The sequence below is a fragment of the Streptomyces sp. NPDC055099 genome (assembly GCF_053607685.1).
The window spans coordinates 302868-317837 of the sequence record NZ_JBSGUA010000006.1; the positions used below are offsets into that span (position 1 = coordinate 302868).

The following is a 14970-nucleotide window of genomic DNA, read 5'->3' on the forward strand; positions in this document are numbered from 1 at the left end:
CTCCGCCCGCCTAGGCGCCCGCCGCCTCCTGGGTGATCCGGTCCCACTGGGCGCCCATGGCCGCCGCGAGTGCCTGCGCGGCCGACAGGGGGCGGACCATCACCATGAACTCGTCGATCAGGCCCTCCTCGTTCACATGCAGGAAGTCGCAGCCGGTGATCTGCCGGTCGCCGACCCGTGCCTCGAAGACGAGCGCGGAGTCCCGGCCCCCGGCGTCGTTGATCTCGCGTACGTACCGGAAATCCTCGAAGACCCGTGTCACGCCGCGCAGGATCGCGGCGGTCGTCGCCTTGCCCGGGTAGGGGCGGAACACGACCGGGCTGGAGAAGACGATGTCCTCGGCCAGGAGCGCCTCGATGGCGGCGTGATCGCCGGCCTCGACGGCCTTGCGGAAAGCCTGCATGCCCACACCTCGCGGGTAAGTGTTGATAGTCAACTTGTTGAGTAGGTGCCAAGGAGAGTAATCACATCGGTGTACGGTGTCCAGATGTCTCTGAAGTACGCGGTTCTGGCGGCGCTCCTGGAGGGCGAGTCGTCGGGCTACGACCTGGCCAAGATCTTCGACGTCTCCGTGTCGAACTTCTGGTCCGCGACTCCCCAGCAGCTCTACCGCGAGCTGGAGCGCCTCGCCGCCGACGGCCTGATCGACGCACGCGTGGTGCAGCAGGAACGCAGGCCGAACAAACGGATGTTCACGCTCACCGACACCGGCCTGCGGGACCTGCACGCCTTCGCCGCCGAGCCGCCCCGGCCCATCGCCATCCGGGACGAGCTCATGGTCAAGGTGCAGGCCATGGACGGCGGCGACCCGGCCGCCACCCGCGCGCTGATCGAGGAGCGCATGGAGTGGTCGCGGGGCAAGCTCGCCCGGTACGAACGGCTGCGCCTGCACCTTCTCGGCGGCCGCGAGGAGGAGACGTACCTACGAGAGGCCGAACGCGTCGGCCCCTACCTCACGCTGATGGCCGGCAGATCCCTGGAGGAGTCGAACCTGCGCTGGGGAGAGCGGGTCCTTGAGATCCTCGACCGACGATTCGAGTACGCCGCCCAGGGCGGGACTTCAGGAGGCAGCAATGGATGAGGTGCTCGAGGCGAGGGCCGAAGGCCCACCGCGTGCGGTGCTCACCGACTTCGGCGGGGTGCTGACCACCAGCGTGCTCGACTCGTTCCGGGCCTGGTCCACGCGGGTGAGCGACGATCCGCTCCTGATCGAGCGGCTCTTCCGCGAGGACACGGAGTCCTCCGCGCTCCTGGTGGAGCACGAGTGCGGGCGCATGAGCGAGGCCGAGTTCGAGCGGGGCATCGCGAGGCGGCTGCGCGAGAAGGGCGTCGACGTCGAACCCGCGGGCCTCGTCACCGCGATCGGGGCGGGCATGCGACCGGACGAGACGATGCTCGCGGCGCTGAGCGGGCTGCGCGCCCAGGGCGTCCCGGTGGCGATCGTGTCGAACGCCCTCGGCGACGACTGCTACCAGGGATACGACCTGGACGCGCTCGCGGACGTCGTGGTGATCTCCAGCCGGATCGGCTCCCGCAAGCCGGGCCGCCGCATCTACCGAACGGCCTGCGACCGCCTGGGCGTCGACCCGGCCGCCTGCGTCATGATCGACGACCTGGAACACAACCTGACCGGCGCGGCCCGCCTGGGCATCAGGGGCCTGCACCACATACACAGCGACGAAACGGCCCACGCCTTGCGGGAGTTGTTCCCCGCAGACCCGGCGTGAGCCGCCCGCCCCGCGTCCCTACCCCGGGCGTCCCCTACCCCGCCGCGTACACGTCCTCCACGTAACGCCCCTGCGCGGTCAGCTCGTCCAGCCAGCGGACGGAGTCCTCGGGCGTGGCCCCTGGTGTGCGCTCCCGGTGGAGCGCGCGCAGGGCCTCCCGTACGCCCGGAGCCATGCGGGAGCCGTCGCCGCACACATACACCCGGGTTCCGGCGGTCAGCAGGGCCCACACCTCCTCGCCCTCCGCCGCCATGCGGTGCTGGACGAACGCCACCCCGTCGACGGGAGCGGCGCTGAAGGCGGGCCGCAGCGAGACCGCTCCGGCGGCCTCCGCGGCGCGCAGTTCCGCCGCGTGCAGGAAGTCGGCGTCCGGGTGGTCGCAGCCGAAGTAGCACAGGGCGGGCGGGAGTTGACCGCCCGCCGCGATCAGGGCCGCACGGTCCGCGATGGCTCCGCGGAACGGCGCGAGGCCGGTGCCCGCGGCGACCATGATGACGGGCGCGCTGTCCGCGTGGTCGATGCGGAAGGCCTCGCGGCAGGGCTGGACCCTGGCCAGGACGGTGTCGCCCGGCCGCACCCCGTTGAGGTGACCGGAGCCCGTCCCGCGGTACAACCGCCCGCTGCCCGAGCGGGACGGTGCCTCCAGGAGGGAGACCATCAGGTCGGCGTGGCCGGGCTGGGTGCCCGGTGACGAGGACACCGAGTAGTGGCGGGGCCGCAGCGGCGTGAGCACGTCGAGCAGCCGCGGCCACTCCAGGGCCCCGCGCAGGGCAGGACTGGCCTTGATGAGTTCGAGCAGTGTGCGTCCGTCACCCGCGCGGGCCTCGGCGTCGGAGGCGAGGGCCGCGAGCTCGGCCCGCTCCGGCGGGCAGGGGTTGGCGGCGGCGAGCACGGCGAGCTGTTCAGAGGTAGGTCGACCCTGCAACTCGACGTGCTGTGACAGCAGTTGACGTACCGTCAATGGCCGGTCGACGGCGAGGCCGTCGCGGCGCGGGCGGCTCGCGCGGATGTCGAGGACGGTGTCCAGGTCCACCCCGAGAGCGGTGGCGGCCCGCTCGACGAGCGCCGGGTCGTTGACGGGCAGCACGGTGAGGTGGTCGCCGGTGCGATAGGTCGTGCCCTCGGGCAGGGCGATCCGTACGAAGCGCTTCGTACGGGGATACCCGGGCGCGGTGAGGTCGTGGGCCTCGCTGACCGTCATCGGGACGAGGCCGTGCCGCGTGGCGAGCGCGTCCAGCGGGCCGCCGGTCAGCTCGCGCACCTCGTACGCGTCCGAGGAGACCGTGGAGACCGTGGAGACCGGGGCCTCCAGCGCGTCGGGGTCGCCGTACCGCTCCAGGAGGACCTTGCGCAGCCGCGCGGTGAACTCGCGTACGGTGCCGCCGAGATCGCCCGAGGCGTCGGCCGCCGTACGCTCCAGGAGCCGGGTGCCGCCCAGCTCCGCGAGCCGCTCGTCGAAGCGCGTCGGGACGTGCTGATAGGTGGCGGCCCAGTTGCGGTCGCCCACGCCGAGGACCGCGTAGGTGACACTCTCGGCGACGGCCTGCGGGGCACCGTCCAGCCAGGAGGCGAACGCCGTGGCGTCGTCGGTGGGCCGGCCGTTGTAGGACGCGGCGGTGATGATGACGGGGCGGTCGGAGGGGAGAGCTCCGGCGTACTCGTCCAGCGACGCGACCTCCGTCGCGCAGCCCACCGACGCGGCCTCGTCGGCGAGTTGCGCAGTGAAGTCCCGGCAGGTCCCGTAGTTGCTGCCGTGCAGGAAGAGCGCGCGGGTGCCGGGCATGACGCGCGCGGGCAGGGCGGCGGCGTCGGGATCAGCCGCGGCGGGAGCGGCCGTCACGCCCGGCAGCTCGCCGTGCACACGGTCGGCGGTGGTGCGTGGCGTCAGCGTGAGCGTGAAGCCGTCGGGCTTGAGGGTGAGCGTCTCCTTCACGGTGAGCCGGTAGTCGGCGTGATCGTGCAGCCGGTAGCGATGCACCAGCATCCCGAGCAGCATCGTCGCCTCGTGCAGCGCGAACTGCCGCCCGATACAGGCCCGTTCACCCGTGCCGAACGGCTTGAACGCGTGCGGGGAGCGCGCGGCCTCCGCCTCGGCGGTGAACCGCGCCGGGTCGTACAGCTCCGGGTTGTCGCCCCACACGGGCTGCCGGTGCAGCATCGGCGTCAGGACGGTGACACCCTGCCCCTCGCGCAGCGGGATGCGGCCGCCGAGGAGCGTGTCCTCACGGGCGTGGCGGCCGAAAGCGGCCGCCGTCGGCCACAGCCGCAGCGCCTCGTTGAGGACCTGACGGGTGTACGTGAGCCGCCCGACGTCGTCGAACGTCGGCTCCGGATCGGCGGCGTCGCCCCACAGGGCGTCGACCTCGCGCCGCACGAGGTCGAGCACGGCGGGGTGCTTGGCCAGGTAGTACAGCGCGAACGACATCGCGCCGGACGTCGTCTCGTGCCCCGCGATCAGGAAGGTGATGACCTGGTTGCGGATGTTGGCGGTGTCCAGCTTCGTGCCATCGCCCGGGTGCGAGGCGCTGAGCATCAGCCCGAGCAGGTCCTCGGCGGTCCCCGCGCCGGGCGTGCCGTCCTGCCGCGTGGAGATGACCTCGTCCACCACCCGCGCCAGATATCCGGCGTCCGCCCGGAAGGCCGCGTCCGCCGCCGAGTGGTCACTGCCCGGCGTACGGCTCAGCCGCGTCATGCTCCATTCCAGGCAGCGCACCATGGCGTCGACGAAGGGATGCGGCTCGGCCCGCTCGAAGGAACCGAAGTCGTAGCCGAACCCGGCGAGCCCGATCGTGTCCAGGGTCATCCGGGTCATGTCGCCCGGCACGTCCACGGGACGCCCGTCGCGCGCACCCCGGTCCCACGACTCGACGAGCCGCCGCGCGACACGCAGCATCATCGGGTGGTACGTACGCATCGAACCCATGGCGAACGCGGGCATCAGGATGTCGTGCGCGCGGGCCCAGTTGGGCTCGTCGTTGTACGCGGTGAACAGTCCGTCGGCGGTGAACTCGCGCACGTTGTCCAGGGCGGGCCCGACGTGCTTGGCGAACCGGGTCTCGTCGGCCAGCTCGGTCACGAGGTCGAGGTCGCTCACGAACAGCGCGTCGCGGCCGTGCAGCCGCCGTCGCACCACGGGTCCGTGCCGGCGGACCAGCTCCATGACCTGCTGCAGTGGGGCGGACCCAGGCCCGGTGGCCGAGATGTCGATCAGCGGCACGCCGTCGAGGCCGGAGCCGGCGTCCTGGGGGAGCGGTGCGGTGGTGGTGGGGGGCATGGCGTGACAACTGCCTTTCGCCGTAAGGAAGTCACTCCTGACCAGCTTGATCGCCGGTCCCCACGGGTCCGCGCCGCACCACTACATGATTGTGTAGCGGAGAACGAGGCCCTGCTCTTGACTGCTCGGCTCCCGACTGCCCCGACTGTCCCCCCTGTCCCGCCTGGAAGGATTCTCCCTGTGGACCCCACGGACTCCACGGACTCCGTGCTGTGGCGCAACCGCGCCATGACCCTCTTCGACCGCATCCCGATGCCGATCGCGGTGTGCGACGCGAACGGGGCGATCATCCTCGCCAATCCGGCGATGACGGCGGAATGGGGCGAGACCTCCGGCTCCCTGCGGGGCCGCAGCGTACTGGAGCTGTTCCGCCCCGAGGAGAAGAGGCAGGTCCTGCGGATCGCCGAGGCCGTGCGCCTTGGGCGCCGCTCGCGCTACCCCGTCGCGGTGCGCTGGGACGCGGCCGACGGGATGCGCCGCCACGGCGAGCTGACGGCGGAGCCGGTGAGCGACACGGCCGACGCGGTCCCCGGGCTCCTGGTGCTGCTGCGTGTCCTCGGCGAGGAACACGCTCCCGCTCCGGCGCAGCCCACTCAGTCCGCCAGCGCGGCCGAGGCCCGCATCCTGGCCCTGCTCGCCGGTGGCGCCACCACGGCGCAGGCGGCCCGCGGAACGGGCCTCACCACGGACGGCGTCACCTACCACCTGCGCCGCCTGACCGAGCGCTGGGGCGCGGCGAACCGTACGGAACTGGTGGCGCGGGCGTACGCGCTGGGGGTACTCGCCCCCGGGGTGTGGCCTCCGGTCGCGTGACCGGGCCTGCCTGCCGGGGGAGTGGCACCTGCCGGGAGGGGCGGGGCTCAGCTCGGGCCTTCGCCCGATCCCGACGAGGCGCGGCGGTACTCGGCGTTGATGCGCTGTGCCTCCTCGAGCTGGTCCTCGAGGATGACGATGCGGCAGGCCGCCTCGACCGGGGTCCCCTGGTCCACCAGTTCGCGGGCGCGGGCGGCGATCCGCAGTTGGTAGCGGGAGTACCGCCGGTGCCCGCCTTCCGAGCGGAGCGGAGTGATCAGGCGGGCCTCACCGATGGCCCGCAGGAAGCCGGGAGTGGTGCCGAGCATCTCGGCGGCCCGCCCCATGGTGTAGGCGGGGTAGTCGTCGTCGTCCAGACGACCACTGAGCGGGGTATCTGCTGTCATGTCACCTCGTTATGCCAACGCGTCGAGGGGCCCTGGTGCCGTACGGCACCAGGGCCCCGAAGGAAATTCAACACCATCTGTCGGCCCTATTGCTGCGCCGACCTCCTGTTTCCGCTGTCCGGCCCTCCGAGAGGGCGGAAATGCGGGGATCGCAGATGCTTGACCGAGGACCACCTTCCGTTCCGGGGTCTTGCGGCTACCCGGGCCGAATCGATCTCGGGCCGGGCGATCCTGATGGCGTCTGCTCCCTCCGTTCTCCCTCTGGGTTACTAGCTACGAGAGAAACCTTAATCATGCGACCGCCCAATGTCTATGGTGGCGAGCATAGATTTTGTGGTCTGCCCCGCTGGAGCATGCGCGCGGGCTACGACGAAGAGGGCCCCGCCGGCAAACCGGCGGGGCCCTCTTCGTGGCTCTGGTGTTCGTGTCGTACGTCTCCCGCTACACGGGAGTGGGGGTGCCGAGCAGGGCCGACGCCGTCTGGAGCGGGGTGAGGTCGCGCGGGGCGGCGTCCTCGGAAGGGGTGCGGCAGGTGAAGCCGAGCAGCCGCATGGCGCGGGTGACCTCGGCGGCGCTGAAGTCACGCCGGTCCTGCCGGGTGATCACCGCGCCCACCTGCTTGATGGGGTAGTGGCGGCGGCCGACGATGACGGAGTCACCCGTGACGGGCTCGGGCTTGACCCCCTTCATGGCGTCGAGCACCCCAGCCTTGGTGAGGTCGAACGGGAAACGGGCGATGACGCAGCGCATGGTGCCTCACAGGTACGGAGATGGGGCGGCTGACAGGGGCGGGACGGCTCAACGCGTGAGGGCGAGAACGTCCCGTAGGCGGACCTGGTCCGTGTAGGCGGGGCCTTCACGGACCTCGATGAGCCGGGCACGCGTGATCAGGCCCGTGCGCTGGTCGTCCTCGTCGCACAGGAACAGATGGCGGGCGCCCTCGCCCGCCATCACCGACAGGGCGAGCTCGACGGTCATGTCGTCACGGACCTGCGGTCCGTGTGACGGTGCCTGAACCGGTGTCAAAGGTGCCTCCTGCAAAGGTGGATGAGCCTGATGGACGCGAGAGCTCTAGGCCGCCGAGCTGGCCGGTCCCTGTGCGGGGCGGCGCGGCGCGCGGTCGGTGCGGCGGTCCTGGGCGCTGCGGCTGCGGCGGCCACGGGAGGAGGCGGAACCGCCGCGCCGGGGGCGCTCGGAGACCGGCCTCGCGATGGTGACCGGGACGCCCGAAGGAGCCTGTGCGCCGGTGATGCGGCTCAACTCCTCCTCGCCGGAACGTACTTGCGTGGTCTGCGGGGTGATGCCCGCGGCGGCCATCAGACGGCTCATGTCGCGACGCTGACCCGGTGTCACGAGGGTGACCACGCTGCCGGACTCACCGGCGCGTGCCGTACGGCCGCCACGGTGCAGGTAGTCCTTGTGGTCGGTGGGCGGGTCGACGTTCACCACCAGGTCGAGGTTGTCGACGTGGATACCGCGCGCGGCGACGTTGGTCGCCACGAGCACCGTCACATGACCGGTCTTGAACTGGGTCAGGGTGCGCGTGCGCTGCGGCTGGGACTTCCCGCCGTGCAGGGCCGCGGCGCGCACGCCGCTGTTCAGCAGGTGCTCGGTCAGCCGGTCGACGCCGTGCTTGGTGTCCAGGAACATGATCACGCGGCCGTCGCGGGCCGCGATCTCGGTGGTGGCCTGGTTCTTGTCGGCGCCGTGCACGTGCAGCACGTGGTGCTCCATCGTGGTGACCGCACCCTGCGAGGGGTCGACGGAGTGGACCACCGGGTCGTTGAGGTAGCGGCGGACCAGCAGGTCGACGTTGCGGTCGAGCGTGGCCGAGAACAGCATCCGCTGGCCCTCGGGGCGCACCTGGTCGAGCAGCGCCGTGACCTGGGGCATGAAGCCCATGTCGGCCATCTGGTCGGCCTCGTCCAGGACGGTGATGCCGACCTGGTTCAGCCGGCAGTCGCCGCGGTCGATGAGGTCCTTCAGACGGCCGGGCGTGGCGACGACGACCTCGGCGCCGGCGCGCAGCGCACCGGCCTGCCTGCCGATCGACATGCCGCCGACCACCGTGGCGAGCTTCAGCCGCAGGGCGCGGGCGTACGGCGTGAGCGCGTCGGTGACCTGCTGGGCCAGCTCGCGGGTGGGAACCAGGACCAGGGCGAGCGGCTGACGCGGCTCGGCGCGCTGGCCTTCGGTACGGGCGAGCAGCGCGAGGCCGAAGGCGAGGGTCTTGCCCGAACCGGTGCGGCCACGGCCGAGTACGTCACGGCCGGCGAGGGAGTTGGGCAGCGTCGCCCCCTGGATCGGGAACGGCACGCTCATGCCCTCGCGGCCCAGCGCGGCGAGCAGCGGCGCCGGCATCGCGAGATCCGCGAACGCCTCGACGGCCGGGAGGGCGGGGGTGACGGTGACCGGCAGGGCGAACTCGCCCTGGGGAGCCGACGGACGGCGGCCGTAGCCACCGGAACGGCGGGGTGCGCCGGAACCGGAGCGCGATCCGGAGCCGGAGCCGGAGCCGGAGCCGGAGCGGGCGCGGTACGGGCGGTCGTTTGAGCGTGTGCGGTTCATGCGGAACCTTCCTCGATGCGGCTCGTACCAAGGAAATTCCGCAGCGTGAATGCAGCGCGGAGAATCGCGAGAACGGGCCGGATGAAATGCGTGAGGCGAATCCGGCCGGCTGCGATGTTCTGCGGGCGGATGCGCGGGAACGTCGAGCGTTCCGTACAGGGCACGGCAGGCGCGAGATCAAAGAGGATATGCGCGCAGGAATTGGTGACCCTGGATGATGCTGAAAATGCACGAGCTGGGGCCCGCACCCCAAGGTGCGGGCCCCAGCTGCGAAGTACGCGTGAGCGTCAGGCGGGAACGATGTTCTCGGCCGTCGGGCCCTTCTGGCCCTGGGCGATGTCGAAGCTCACCTTCTGGCCTTCCAGAAGCTCACGGAATCCCTGGGCGGCGATGTTCGAGTAGTGGGCGAAGACGTCAGGGCCGCCGCCGTCCTGCTCGATGAAGCCGAAGCCCTTTTCCGAGTTGAACCACTTCACGGTGCCGTTAGCCATGTCTAATCTCCTTCGGGGCAGTGCCCGGAGCCGCACTGTGCTGACTCCGCGTCGCCGCGATGATTACCCCGCCGGAAATGACCGGAAATACAAAAGTGCTCCCACCGGCCGAAAAGGCGGTGAGGGCACTTGAAGTTTTTTGGGAACCACAACTGCAACTGAGATCGACAGTAGCACGGTGTGGCCTGCGCCGCGTGGTCAATAAACGCGTTCCGGGCGTCGTGCGAGAAATGCTCAGAGCGCCTGCCGCTGATTTCTCTCACGGCGGGCACACATATTGCTCCGCTCGAAACGCAGCGTTTCTGCGGCAGGGGCTCGGCGGAGGGCCGGCAGGGCGCCGGGCCCGTGGATCACCCCCTCTTCTGCGGGGCGATCTGTCCGTGGATCTGGAACCTGCCGACCGCGTCACCAACGGCCGAGCGCAGGCTGACGGCCACGGGCCCGGCGAACGTGTAGCCCTGCTCGGCGGCGTGGCGGTGGACCTGGGCGGCGAGGTAGCGGTTCAGCTCCGTGCCGGCGGTGGTCAGCTGCCGGTGGCTCTCCGGGGGCAGGTCGATGACGAACGAGTTGGGCACGAGGACGCGCTCGCGGCCGAGGATCAACGCGCTGTCGTCGCACTGCCTGCGCAGTATGGCGACCACTTCCCCGCGCTTCTGTTTCGGTGGGAGCAGCAGCGTCCACAGGGTGGCTGTCCAGCGCTCCATGGCGTGTTCGATCAGGCTGATGACTCGCATGGCGCTTCTGCTGCCCGACGGCCGGGTGCGCACTCTCCCCCAAAGGGGTGGCCGCCCTTGCGCGGGGTGGATCAACCCGCGGGCGTGGGCGGGATTTCGGCGCCGAGGACCAGTGCGTAGGGGCCCAGGCCCACGAGGCGGCTGCCGGGGACCTGTTCGCGTCCGACGTAGAGATCGCCGACGTCGCCGGTCTCCGGGTCGAACGTGACTTCGGTGAGCGTGCCGATGTCCTCGCCGAAGTCGGTGAGAACCCGCTTGCCCAGCAGCCTCTTGTGCGCGCGGGAGTGCGAACCGCCGCGCACCGCCTCGGCCGCGGCGGCGGCGTTTTCGATGATCACGGCGTCCGGCCCCATCCCGCGCACCTGCGCCCAGGGAACGCTGTCGCCGCCGTTCTTGGCGCCCCGCAGATACAGCTCCGTGATCCGCCGGGTCCGCGGATCGATGCCGAGTCCGGCCACCTCGCCCGCGGGCCGCGCGTCATCGGCGCCGATGACCGGATGCCCGAGGACCTGGCTGAGCAGCATCATCGCTCGTGCCCCTTCCGGAGTTCCGTCTCACCCGCGGCCAGGTTGCGGTGCCATGCCGCGGTCAGCGCGTCCAGGTCGTCCACCGCTTGCCCGGCGAGCCCGGCCGGGATCACCAGCGTGTCCCCGGTCATGGCCAGTTGCCCGTGCGCGGGCAGGAACGCCTTGCGCTCGTGGCGGCCCATCGCCTCGGTGGTCGCGATCTCGAAGCCGGCCACCCGGCCGCTGACGCCGCTCTCCACCACCGCGTCCAGCACGGTGCCCAACTCCAGCCCGCCGTCGCTGAGTACGCGGGCGCCACGCACCTGGCCGGTGTCGGCCTCGCCCCTGTCCACCACCGCGTCCCTGGCCTGAAGTACCTCAGCGGAAGGGATCATCACCGCGTCCGGCCCCAGGGCGTGGACGCCGGACCAGGGCAGGCTCTGCTTGAGCGGGCCGGCCAGCAGCCCGCGGCCCGCCAGCGTGAAACCGGTGATCTGTCCGCCCGACGCGTCGAAGACGGTGTCCTTGACCTGGGCCACCGCCTCACCGCCGAGCGTGACCACGGGCCGCTTGGTGAGGTCGGCGACGAGCATCAAGGTGATCATCGAATCCCCTCGCGTCCCGCCCGACGCCCCCGCCGGACCACGATCGCGCCGCCGCCGCGGCGTTTCGCCTGAACCCCGAGGACCGCACCGGCCAGCAGGAGCAGTGCGACGAGTACCACGGCCAGCCACATCCACCAGATCACAGCCGTCCACCTCCCGTGTCATCCCACGGTCGAGTCGAGTTCCCCGAAAGGCGCTTCCTATACGGGGACACGGAGAGTCAAGTCACGGGAATGTAACGGGAGATGGTGGGTAAGAGCCCGTGCACGACGCGCTCTCGCCCGGAGGGCGCCCTCTGGACCGGGAGTGACGAAGGTGGCCCCGACGACCAGCAGCACAGCATCCACGATGTCGTACGCCGAACGACATACCGCCGGCCCCGACCCCGCAGCCGAACCGACGGACATCGGGCCGCACACGGTCAGTCGGCGCACGGCCGACCTCCGGACCCTGTCCAAGGCGCTCTTCGCCCGCCTGGACGAGCTGGAGGAAGGGACACCCGAGCACGCGTACGTACGCAACTCCCTGGTGGAGCTGAACCTCAACCTCGTGCAGTACGCGGCGCATCGGATGCGCCCGCGCGATGAGTCGTACGAGGACGTCGTGCAGGTCGGCACGATCGGTCTGATCAAGGCGATCAACCGCTTCGATCTCCAGCGCGGCGTGGAGTTCACCACCTTCGCGCTGCCGACGATCATGGGCGAGATCAAGCGCTTCTTCCGCGACACCACCTGGGCCGTCCGCGTCCCGAGGCGGCTGCAGGAACTCCGCCTCGACCTGGTGAAGGCCACCACCGACCTCGAACAGGCCAACGGCCACGCCCCGACCACGGCCGAACTCGCCGAGCACCTGGACCTCGACGAGGCCGAGATCAGCGAGGGCCTCACCGCGGCCAACGGCTACACCACGGCCTCCCTGGACTTCCCGGCCGACGGCGTCGACTCGGACGACACGCTGGCCGACCACGTCGGCTACAGCGACCCGGCCCTGGACAAGGTCGAGGACCTGCACTCCCTGAAGCCGCTCATCGCCGCGCTGCCGGCCCGCGAACGCAAGATCCTCGCGATGCGCTTCGCCGCCGACATGACGCAGAGTGAGATCGGTGCGGAGCTGGGCATCTCCCAGATGCATGTCTCGCGCATCCTCAGCCGGACCCTCGGGCGGCTGCGGGCCAAGCTCACCGACAAGAGGTAGCCGCGCAGGTCAAGAGGCAGGGGCAACGGGGGACGCGCCGCGCGGAGCTGTTTCGGGAGAGGCCACTGGGCTGATCTCGGTACGATGGCTCATGGGGGTGTGATGTCCACTGAGACCCATCGCCTGACCATCACCGAGCTCGCGAGTTGCTCCGACTCCGCGGTGCTGCGGGTCAGCGGCGAACTCGACCAGTCCTGCGAGGAGTACTTTCTGCGTACCCTCGGCGCTTCCGTCGAGGCCGGGCACCGGCATCTGGTCCTGGACGTGACGGCGCTGATGTTCTGCGACTCGCGCGGGCTCAACTGCCTGCTCGCCGTTCGCTGGCTGCTCGCCCGCCGCGAGGGCAAGTTGCTGCTCGCGGGGGCGGGGCGACGGCTGTCGGAGATGCTGACGCTGACCGGCAGCACGGAACTGCTCCCCGCCCACCGCACGGTCGGCCAGGCCCTGCAGACCCTCCCGGCCGACCAGCGCCCCCAGTGGCCGCCGGCCGAGCCCTGAACGGACGGCTCAGCGACGTCCTCCGAACTTGCCGAGCATGCGCTTGGCCTGGGCCCGCTTCCTGGGATCGGCCGAGGCGCGACGGGCCTGCTGGATCGTGCGCTGTCCCTGGGGGCTGCGGACGAACTGCTTGATGCGGTTGATGACTCCAGGCATGCCGACTCCTAAAAATCGAGATCTGTCAGCGTACGGCGGCGCCCTCGGCGAGTACCCCGGCCCGTGGGACTTACGCCCTGGCCGTCACGTGGCCCCTCGGTGATCCGTTGGCCCTCTCCTGGTACGGGATGCGGGCGGGGGAGTGGGCCAATGGCTCAGTGGAATCGGGGCCGGTTGAGCCAGTCGGGCTCCGGATGGTGAAATGTTTCTGTCGATGGCGCTGCGGATCCCCGCGGCGCCTTTTTCATGCGGGCAGGTCGAGCCGGAGGCGGAAGGGGCGGGGTAGCCGTGCTGAAGAGGGTGTTCGTGGCGCCGGATCCGGGGCGGGCGCGGCTGCGGTTCGCTCTGCGGGCCGTCATCGGCATCGCGCTGGCGGTGGCCGTGTGCGGTCTGGCCGGGCACTCGCTGGTCGCGGCGATCACCGGTGGGCTCGCGGCGCTGCTCGCCCTGTTCACCGTGAGCGACGCGACGGTGAAGCGGCAGGCCGTCACCACTCTTCTGCTGCCGGTGGTCGGGTTCCCCGTCCTCGCGCTCGCGGCGGGGCTGCACGACGTGCCCGTGGCGCGGGACGTCGCCTTCCTGGCCGTGATGGGCGCGGGCGTGTACGCGCGGCGGTGGGGGCCGCGCGGGCACTCGCTCGGGGTGTTCGCGTTCATGATGTTCTTCGCGACGCAGTTCCTGCACACGGGGCCGGGGCAACTGCCCGAGTTGTTCGCGGCCATCGTGCTGTCCCTGTGCGCCTCCTCGGCCGTGCGCTTCGGGGCCTGGTGCTACGAGCGCCGCCTGCCGCCCCCGGTCGTGCCCGCGCCGCCCGGCGGCACGGGACTGGCCAGGACGACCACCCGGCAGGCGGTCCAGGCGACACTCGGCGGTGCCTTCGCGCTCGCGGCCGGCCAGGTCCTCTCCCACGAGCGGTGGTACTGGGCCGTGGGCGCCACTTGGTGGGTCTTCGTGAACACCGCGTCGAGCGGGGAGACGCTGGTGCGCGGTTTCCGGCGCGTCCTCGGCACGGTCATCGGCATCGGCGCGGGCTTCGTCCTCGCGATACCGCTGCACGGCGCGCCCGTGCCCTCGGCGATCATCGTCGCCGTCAGCGTCTTCGGGATCTTCTACACCGCGGCGGTCTCCTACACCTGGATGATGCTCGCGGTCACCGTGATGGCCGGGGTGCTCTACGGGCTCCTCGGGGTGCTGGACCCGGGGCTGCTCGCCCTGCGGGTCGCGGAGACCGGCGTGGGCGCGCTCGGCGCCGTCCTCGCTGTCCTCTTCGTCCTGCCCGTCACCACGCACGCCACGACCAACGCCTGGATCGAGCGCGCCCTGCGGTGCGTGCACGCCTGCACGGCGGAGGCCGCCGCCCGGCTCGCAGGCTCCGGGAGCGCCGACCCCGCGCCGCTCGTCGCCGAGCTCGAACAGCTCCTCGGGAAGGTGCGGATCTCGCTCGCGCCGCTGGTGCACCCGTTCAGCCCGCTGCGGGCCCGCAAGGAACGCGCCCGGCAGGTGCTCGCGCTGCTCGACGCCTGCGCCCGCGAGGTGCGCGGTCTTGCCTCGATCGCCGCCGACCCCGAGGCCTCGCACGACGACCGGCTCGCCGCCGCCTGCTGGCGCGTGGAAGCCGCGGTGGAGGCGCTCACCGCGCCGGACGCCGCACGTGCGCCGGCCACCGACGCCGCCGCCCTGCCGCACCCCTCCACCGTGGAGCCCGTACTGGCCCATCTGCACGGCCTGGAGAAGGCGCTCGTCGAATTGGCCGTGCCGCTGCGCAGTTCGACCCGTACGCCCCTGATGGGGGCCTGAGCAGGCACCTTCCCCTCCGTCTTCCCTCCGCCTTCCCTCCGTCTTCCCTCCGTGACGGAGCCCGGAGCGACCACGCCGTTCAACGGTTTCGATCGTCGACTCCGGCCGACGAGACATGAGTCGGCGCATCGCGTGGTAGACGAACTTCCGCTCCTTCGGGCGCCGGCCCCCACCGTGCGCCTGTGTCCCGGGGGTGCTGCCGGACCCTGAGGCACGCGACG

The 14970-nt window shown here is 71.2% G+C and carries 17 protein-coding genes; 6 read left to right on the forward strand and 11 right to left on the reverse strand.

Annotated features, from left to right (window positions below; translation table 11 throughout):
• Window positions 1-10: 10 nt before the first annotated feature.
• On the reverse strand, window positions 11-403 hold the full coding sequence (locus ACWFRU_RS18335; RefSeq protein WP_453688119.1) for a nuclear transport factor 2 family protein: 393 nt from the start codon (window positions 401-403) through the stop codon (window positions 11-13).
• 84 nt (window positions 404-487) lie between these two features.
• Here ACWFRU_RS18335 and ACWFRU_RS18340 point away from each other — a divergent pair, with 84 nt between their 5' ends.
• Window positions 488-1081 (forward strand): PadR family transcriptional regulator, encoded by a 594-nt coding sequence (locus ACWFRU_RS18340; protein WP_453688121.1) that lies wholly within the window; start codon window positions 488-490, stop codon window positions 1079-1081.
• The gene (locus ACWFRU_RS18345; RefSeq protein WP_453688123.1) at window positions 1074-1727 is read left to right on the forward strand and encodes an HAD family hydrolase; all 654 of its coding nucleotides are present in this window, start codon (window positions 1074-1076) and stop codon (window positions 1725-1727) included. The genes ACWFRU_RS18340 and ACWFRU_RS18345 overlap by 8 nt, the downstream gene beginning before the upstream one ends.
• 34 nt (window positions 1728-1761) lie before the next feature.
• Here ACWFRU_RS18345 and ACWFRU_RS18350 read toward each other — a convergent pair whose 3' ends face one another.
• Window positions 1762-5001, reverse strand: a complete 3240-nt coding sequence (locus ACWFRU_RS18350) for a bifunctional cytochrome P450/NADPH--P450 reductase (protein ID WP_453688125.1) — start codon at window positions 4999-5001, stop codon at window positions 1762-1764.
• 228 nt (window positions 5002-5229) lie between these two features.
• Here ACWFRU_RS18350 and ACWFRU_RS18355 point away from each other — a divergent pair, with 228 nt between their 5' ends.
• Window positions 5230-5814 (forward strand): PAS domain-containing protein, encoded by a 585-nt coding sequence (locus ACWFRU_RS18355; protein WP_453688304.1) that lies wholly within the window; start codon window positions 5230-5232, stop codon window positions 5812-5814.
• A gap of 47 nt (window positions 5815-5861) precedes the next feature.
• On the opposite strand, the gene ACWFRU_RS18360 is transcribed toward ACWFRU_RS18355, so the two are convergent.
• The 8 genes from ACWFRU_RS18360 to ACWFRU_RS18395 form a co-directional block, all read right to left on the reverse strand.
• Window positions 5862-6200 carry a helix-turn-helix domain-containing protein gene (locus ACWFRU_RS18360; RefSeq protein ID WP_453688127.1) on the reverse strand — a complete coding sequence of 113 codons (339 nt, stop codon included), beginning with the start codon at window positions 6198-6200 and terminating at the stop codon, window positions 5862-5864.
• 441 nt (window positions 6201-6641) lie between these two features.
• Window positions 6642-6950 carry an SCO5918 family protein gene (locus tag ACWFRU_RS18365; RefSeq protein WP_453688129.1) on the reverse strand — a complete coding sequence of 103 codons (309 nt, stop codon included), beginning with the start codon at window positions 6948-6950 and terminating at the stop codon, window positions 6642-6644.
• Between the two features lie 48 nt (window positions 6951-6998).
• A complete protein-coding gene (locus ACWFRU_RS18370; protein WP_453688131.1) occupies window positions 6999-7178 on the reverse strand; it encodes a hypothetical protein in 180 nt (59 codons plus the stop codon).
• A 93-nt stretch (window positions 7179-7271) separates the two neighbouring features.
• Entirely contained in the window at window positions 7272-8768 is a 1497-nt protein-coding gene (locus ACWFRU_RS18375) for a DEAD/DEAH box helicase (RefSeq protein WP_453688133.1), read from the reverse strand.
• Window positions 8769-9055: 287 nt separating this feature from the next.
• Window positions 9056-9259 carry a cold-shock protein gene (locus tag ACWFRU_RS18380; protein WP_453688134.1) on the reverse strand — a complete coding sequence of 68 codons (204 nt, stop codon included), beginning with the start codon at window positions 9257-9259 and terminating at the stop codon, window positions 9056-9058.
• 350 nt (window positions 9260-9609) lie between these two features.
• A complete protein-coding gene (locus ACWFRU_RS18385; RefSeq protein ID WP_453688136.1) occupies window positions 9610-9993 on the reverse strand; it encodes an FhaA domain-containing protein in 384 nt (127 codons plus the stop codon).
• Window positions 9994-10064: 71 nt separating this feature from the next.
• A complete protein-coding gene (locus ACWFRU_RS18390) occupies window positions 10065-10520 on the reverse strand; it encodes a PRC-barrel domain-containing protein (RefSeq protein WP_453688138.1) in 456 nt (151 codons plus the stop codon).
• Entirely contained in the window at window positions 10517-11104 is a 588-nt protein-coding gene (locus ACWFRU_RS18395; protein ID WP_453688140.1) for a PRC-barrel domain-containing protein, read from the reverse strand. Before ACWFRU_RS18395 ends, ACWFRU_RS18390 begins: the two co-directional genes overlap by 4 nt.
• 348 nt (window positions 11105-11452) lie before the next feature.
• Here ACWFRU_RS18395 and ACWFRU_RS18400 point away from each other — a divergent pair, with 348 nt between their 5' ends.
• Together ACWFRU_RS18400 and ACWFRU_RS18405 are read left to right on the forward strand one after the other, a co-directional pair.
• The gene (locus tag ACWFRU_RS18400; protein WP_453688306.1) at window positions 11453-12298 is read left to right on the forward strand and encodes an RNA polymerase sigma factor SigF; all 846 of its coding nucleotides are present in this window, start codon (window positions 11453-11455) and stop codon (window positions 12296-12298) included.
• Between the two features lie 102 nt (window positions 12299-12400).
• The gene (locus tag ACWFRU_RS18405; protein WP_453688142.1) at window positions 12401-12796 is read left to right on the forward strand and encodes an STAS domain-containing protein; all 396 of its coding nucleotides are present in this window, start codon (window positions 12401-12403) and stop codon (window positions 12794-12796) included.
• 9 nt (window positions 12797-12805) lie between these two features.
• Here the strand turns inward: ACWFRU_RS18405 and ACWFRU_RS18410 are convergent, their stop codons facing one another.
• Window positions 12806-12952: a hypothetical protein gene (locus ACWFRU_RS18410; RefSeq protein WP_363206519.1), complete on the reverse strand. Its 147-nt coding sequence runs from the start codon at window positions 12950-12952 to the stop codon at window positions 12806-12808.
• 288 nt (window positions 12953-13240) lie between these two features.
• On the opposite strand from ACWFRU_RS18410, the gene ACWFRU_RS18415 reads away from it, so the two are divergent.
• Window positions 13241-14749, forward strand: a complete 1509-nt coding sequence (locus ACWFRU_RS18415; RefSeq protein WP_453688144.1) for an FUSC family protein — start codon at window positions 13241-13243, stop codon at window positions 14747-14749.
• Window positions 14750-14970: the final 221 nt, after the last annotated feature.

What these genes read in the sequence shown, in the direction of transcription:
- ACWFRU_RS18335 (WP_453688119.1), bottom strand. Translation starts at nt 403, where the DNA reads ATGCAGGCTTTCCGCAAGGCCGTCGAGGCCGGCGATCACGCCGCCATC.
- ACWFRU_RS18340 (WP_453688121.1), top strand. Translation starts at nt 488, where the DNA reads ATGTCTCTGAAGTACGCGGTTCTGGCGGCGCTCCTGGAGGGCGAGTCG.
- ACWFRU_RS18345 (WP_453688123.1), top strand. Translation starts at nt 1,074, where the DNA reads ATGGATGAGGTGCTCGAGGCGAGGGCCGAAGGCCCACCGCGTGCGGTG.
- ACWFRU_RS18350 (WP_453688125.1), bottom strand. Translation starts at nt 5,001, where the DNA reads ATGCCCCCCACCACCACCGCACCGCTCCCCCAGGACGCCGGCTCCGGC.
- ACWFRU_RS18355 (WP_453688304.1), top strand. Translation starts at nt 5,230, where the DNA reads ATGACCCTCTTCGACCGCATCCCGATGCCGATCGCGGTGTGCGACGCG.
- ACWFRU_RS18360 (WP_453688127.1), bottom strand. Translation starts at nt 6,200, where the DNA reads ATGACAGCAGATACCCCGCTCAGTGGTCGTCTGGACGACGACGACTAC.
- ACWFRU_RS18365 (WP_453688129.1), bottom strand. Translation starts at nt 6,950, where the DNA reads ATGCGCTGCGTCATCGCCCGTTTCCCGTTCGACCTCACCAAGGCTGGG.
- ACWFRU_RS18370 (WP_453688131.1), bottom strand. Translation starts at nt 7,178, where the DNA reads ATGACCGTCGAGCTCGCCCTGTCGGTGATGGCGGGCGAGGGCGCCCGC.
- ACWFRU_RS18375 (WP_453688133.1), bottom strand. Translation starts at nt 8,768, where the DNA reads ATGAACCGCACACGCTCAAACGACCGCCCGTACCGCGCCCGCTCCGGC.
- ACWFRU_RS18380 (WP_453688134.1), bottom strand. Translation starts at nt 9,259, where the DNA reads ATGGCTAACGGCACCGTGAAGTGGTTCAACTCGGAAAAGGGCTTCGGC.
- ACWFRU_RS18385 (WP_453688136.1), bottom strand. Translation starts at nt 9,993, where the DNA reads ATGCGAGTCATCAGCCTGATCGAACACGCCATGGAGCGCTGGACAGCC.
- ACWFRU_RS18390 (WP_453688138.1), bottom strand. Translation starts at nt 10,520, where the DNA reads ATGATGCTGCTCAGCCAGGTCCTCGGGCATCCGGTCATCGGCGCCGAT.
- ACWFRU_RS18395 (WP_453688140.1), bottom strand. Translation starts at nt 11,104, where the DNA reads ATGATCACCTTGATGCTCGTCGCCGACCTCACCAAGCGGCCCGTGGTC.
- ACWFRU_RS18400 (WP_453688306.1), top strand. Translation starts at nt 11,453, where the DNA reads ATGTCGTACGCCGAACGACATACCGCCGGCCCCGACCCCGCAGCCGAA.
- ACWFRU_RS18405 (WP_453688142.1), top strand. Translation starts at nt 12,401, where the DNA reads ATGTCCACTGAGACCCATCGCCTGACCATCACCGAGCTCGCGAGTTGC.
- ACWFRU_RS18410 (WP_363206519.1), bottom strand. Translation starts at nt 12,952, where the DNA reads ATGCCTGGAGTCATCAACCGCATCAAGCAGTTCGTCCGCAGCCCCCAG.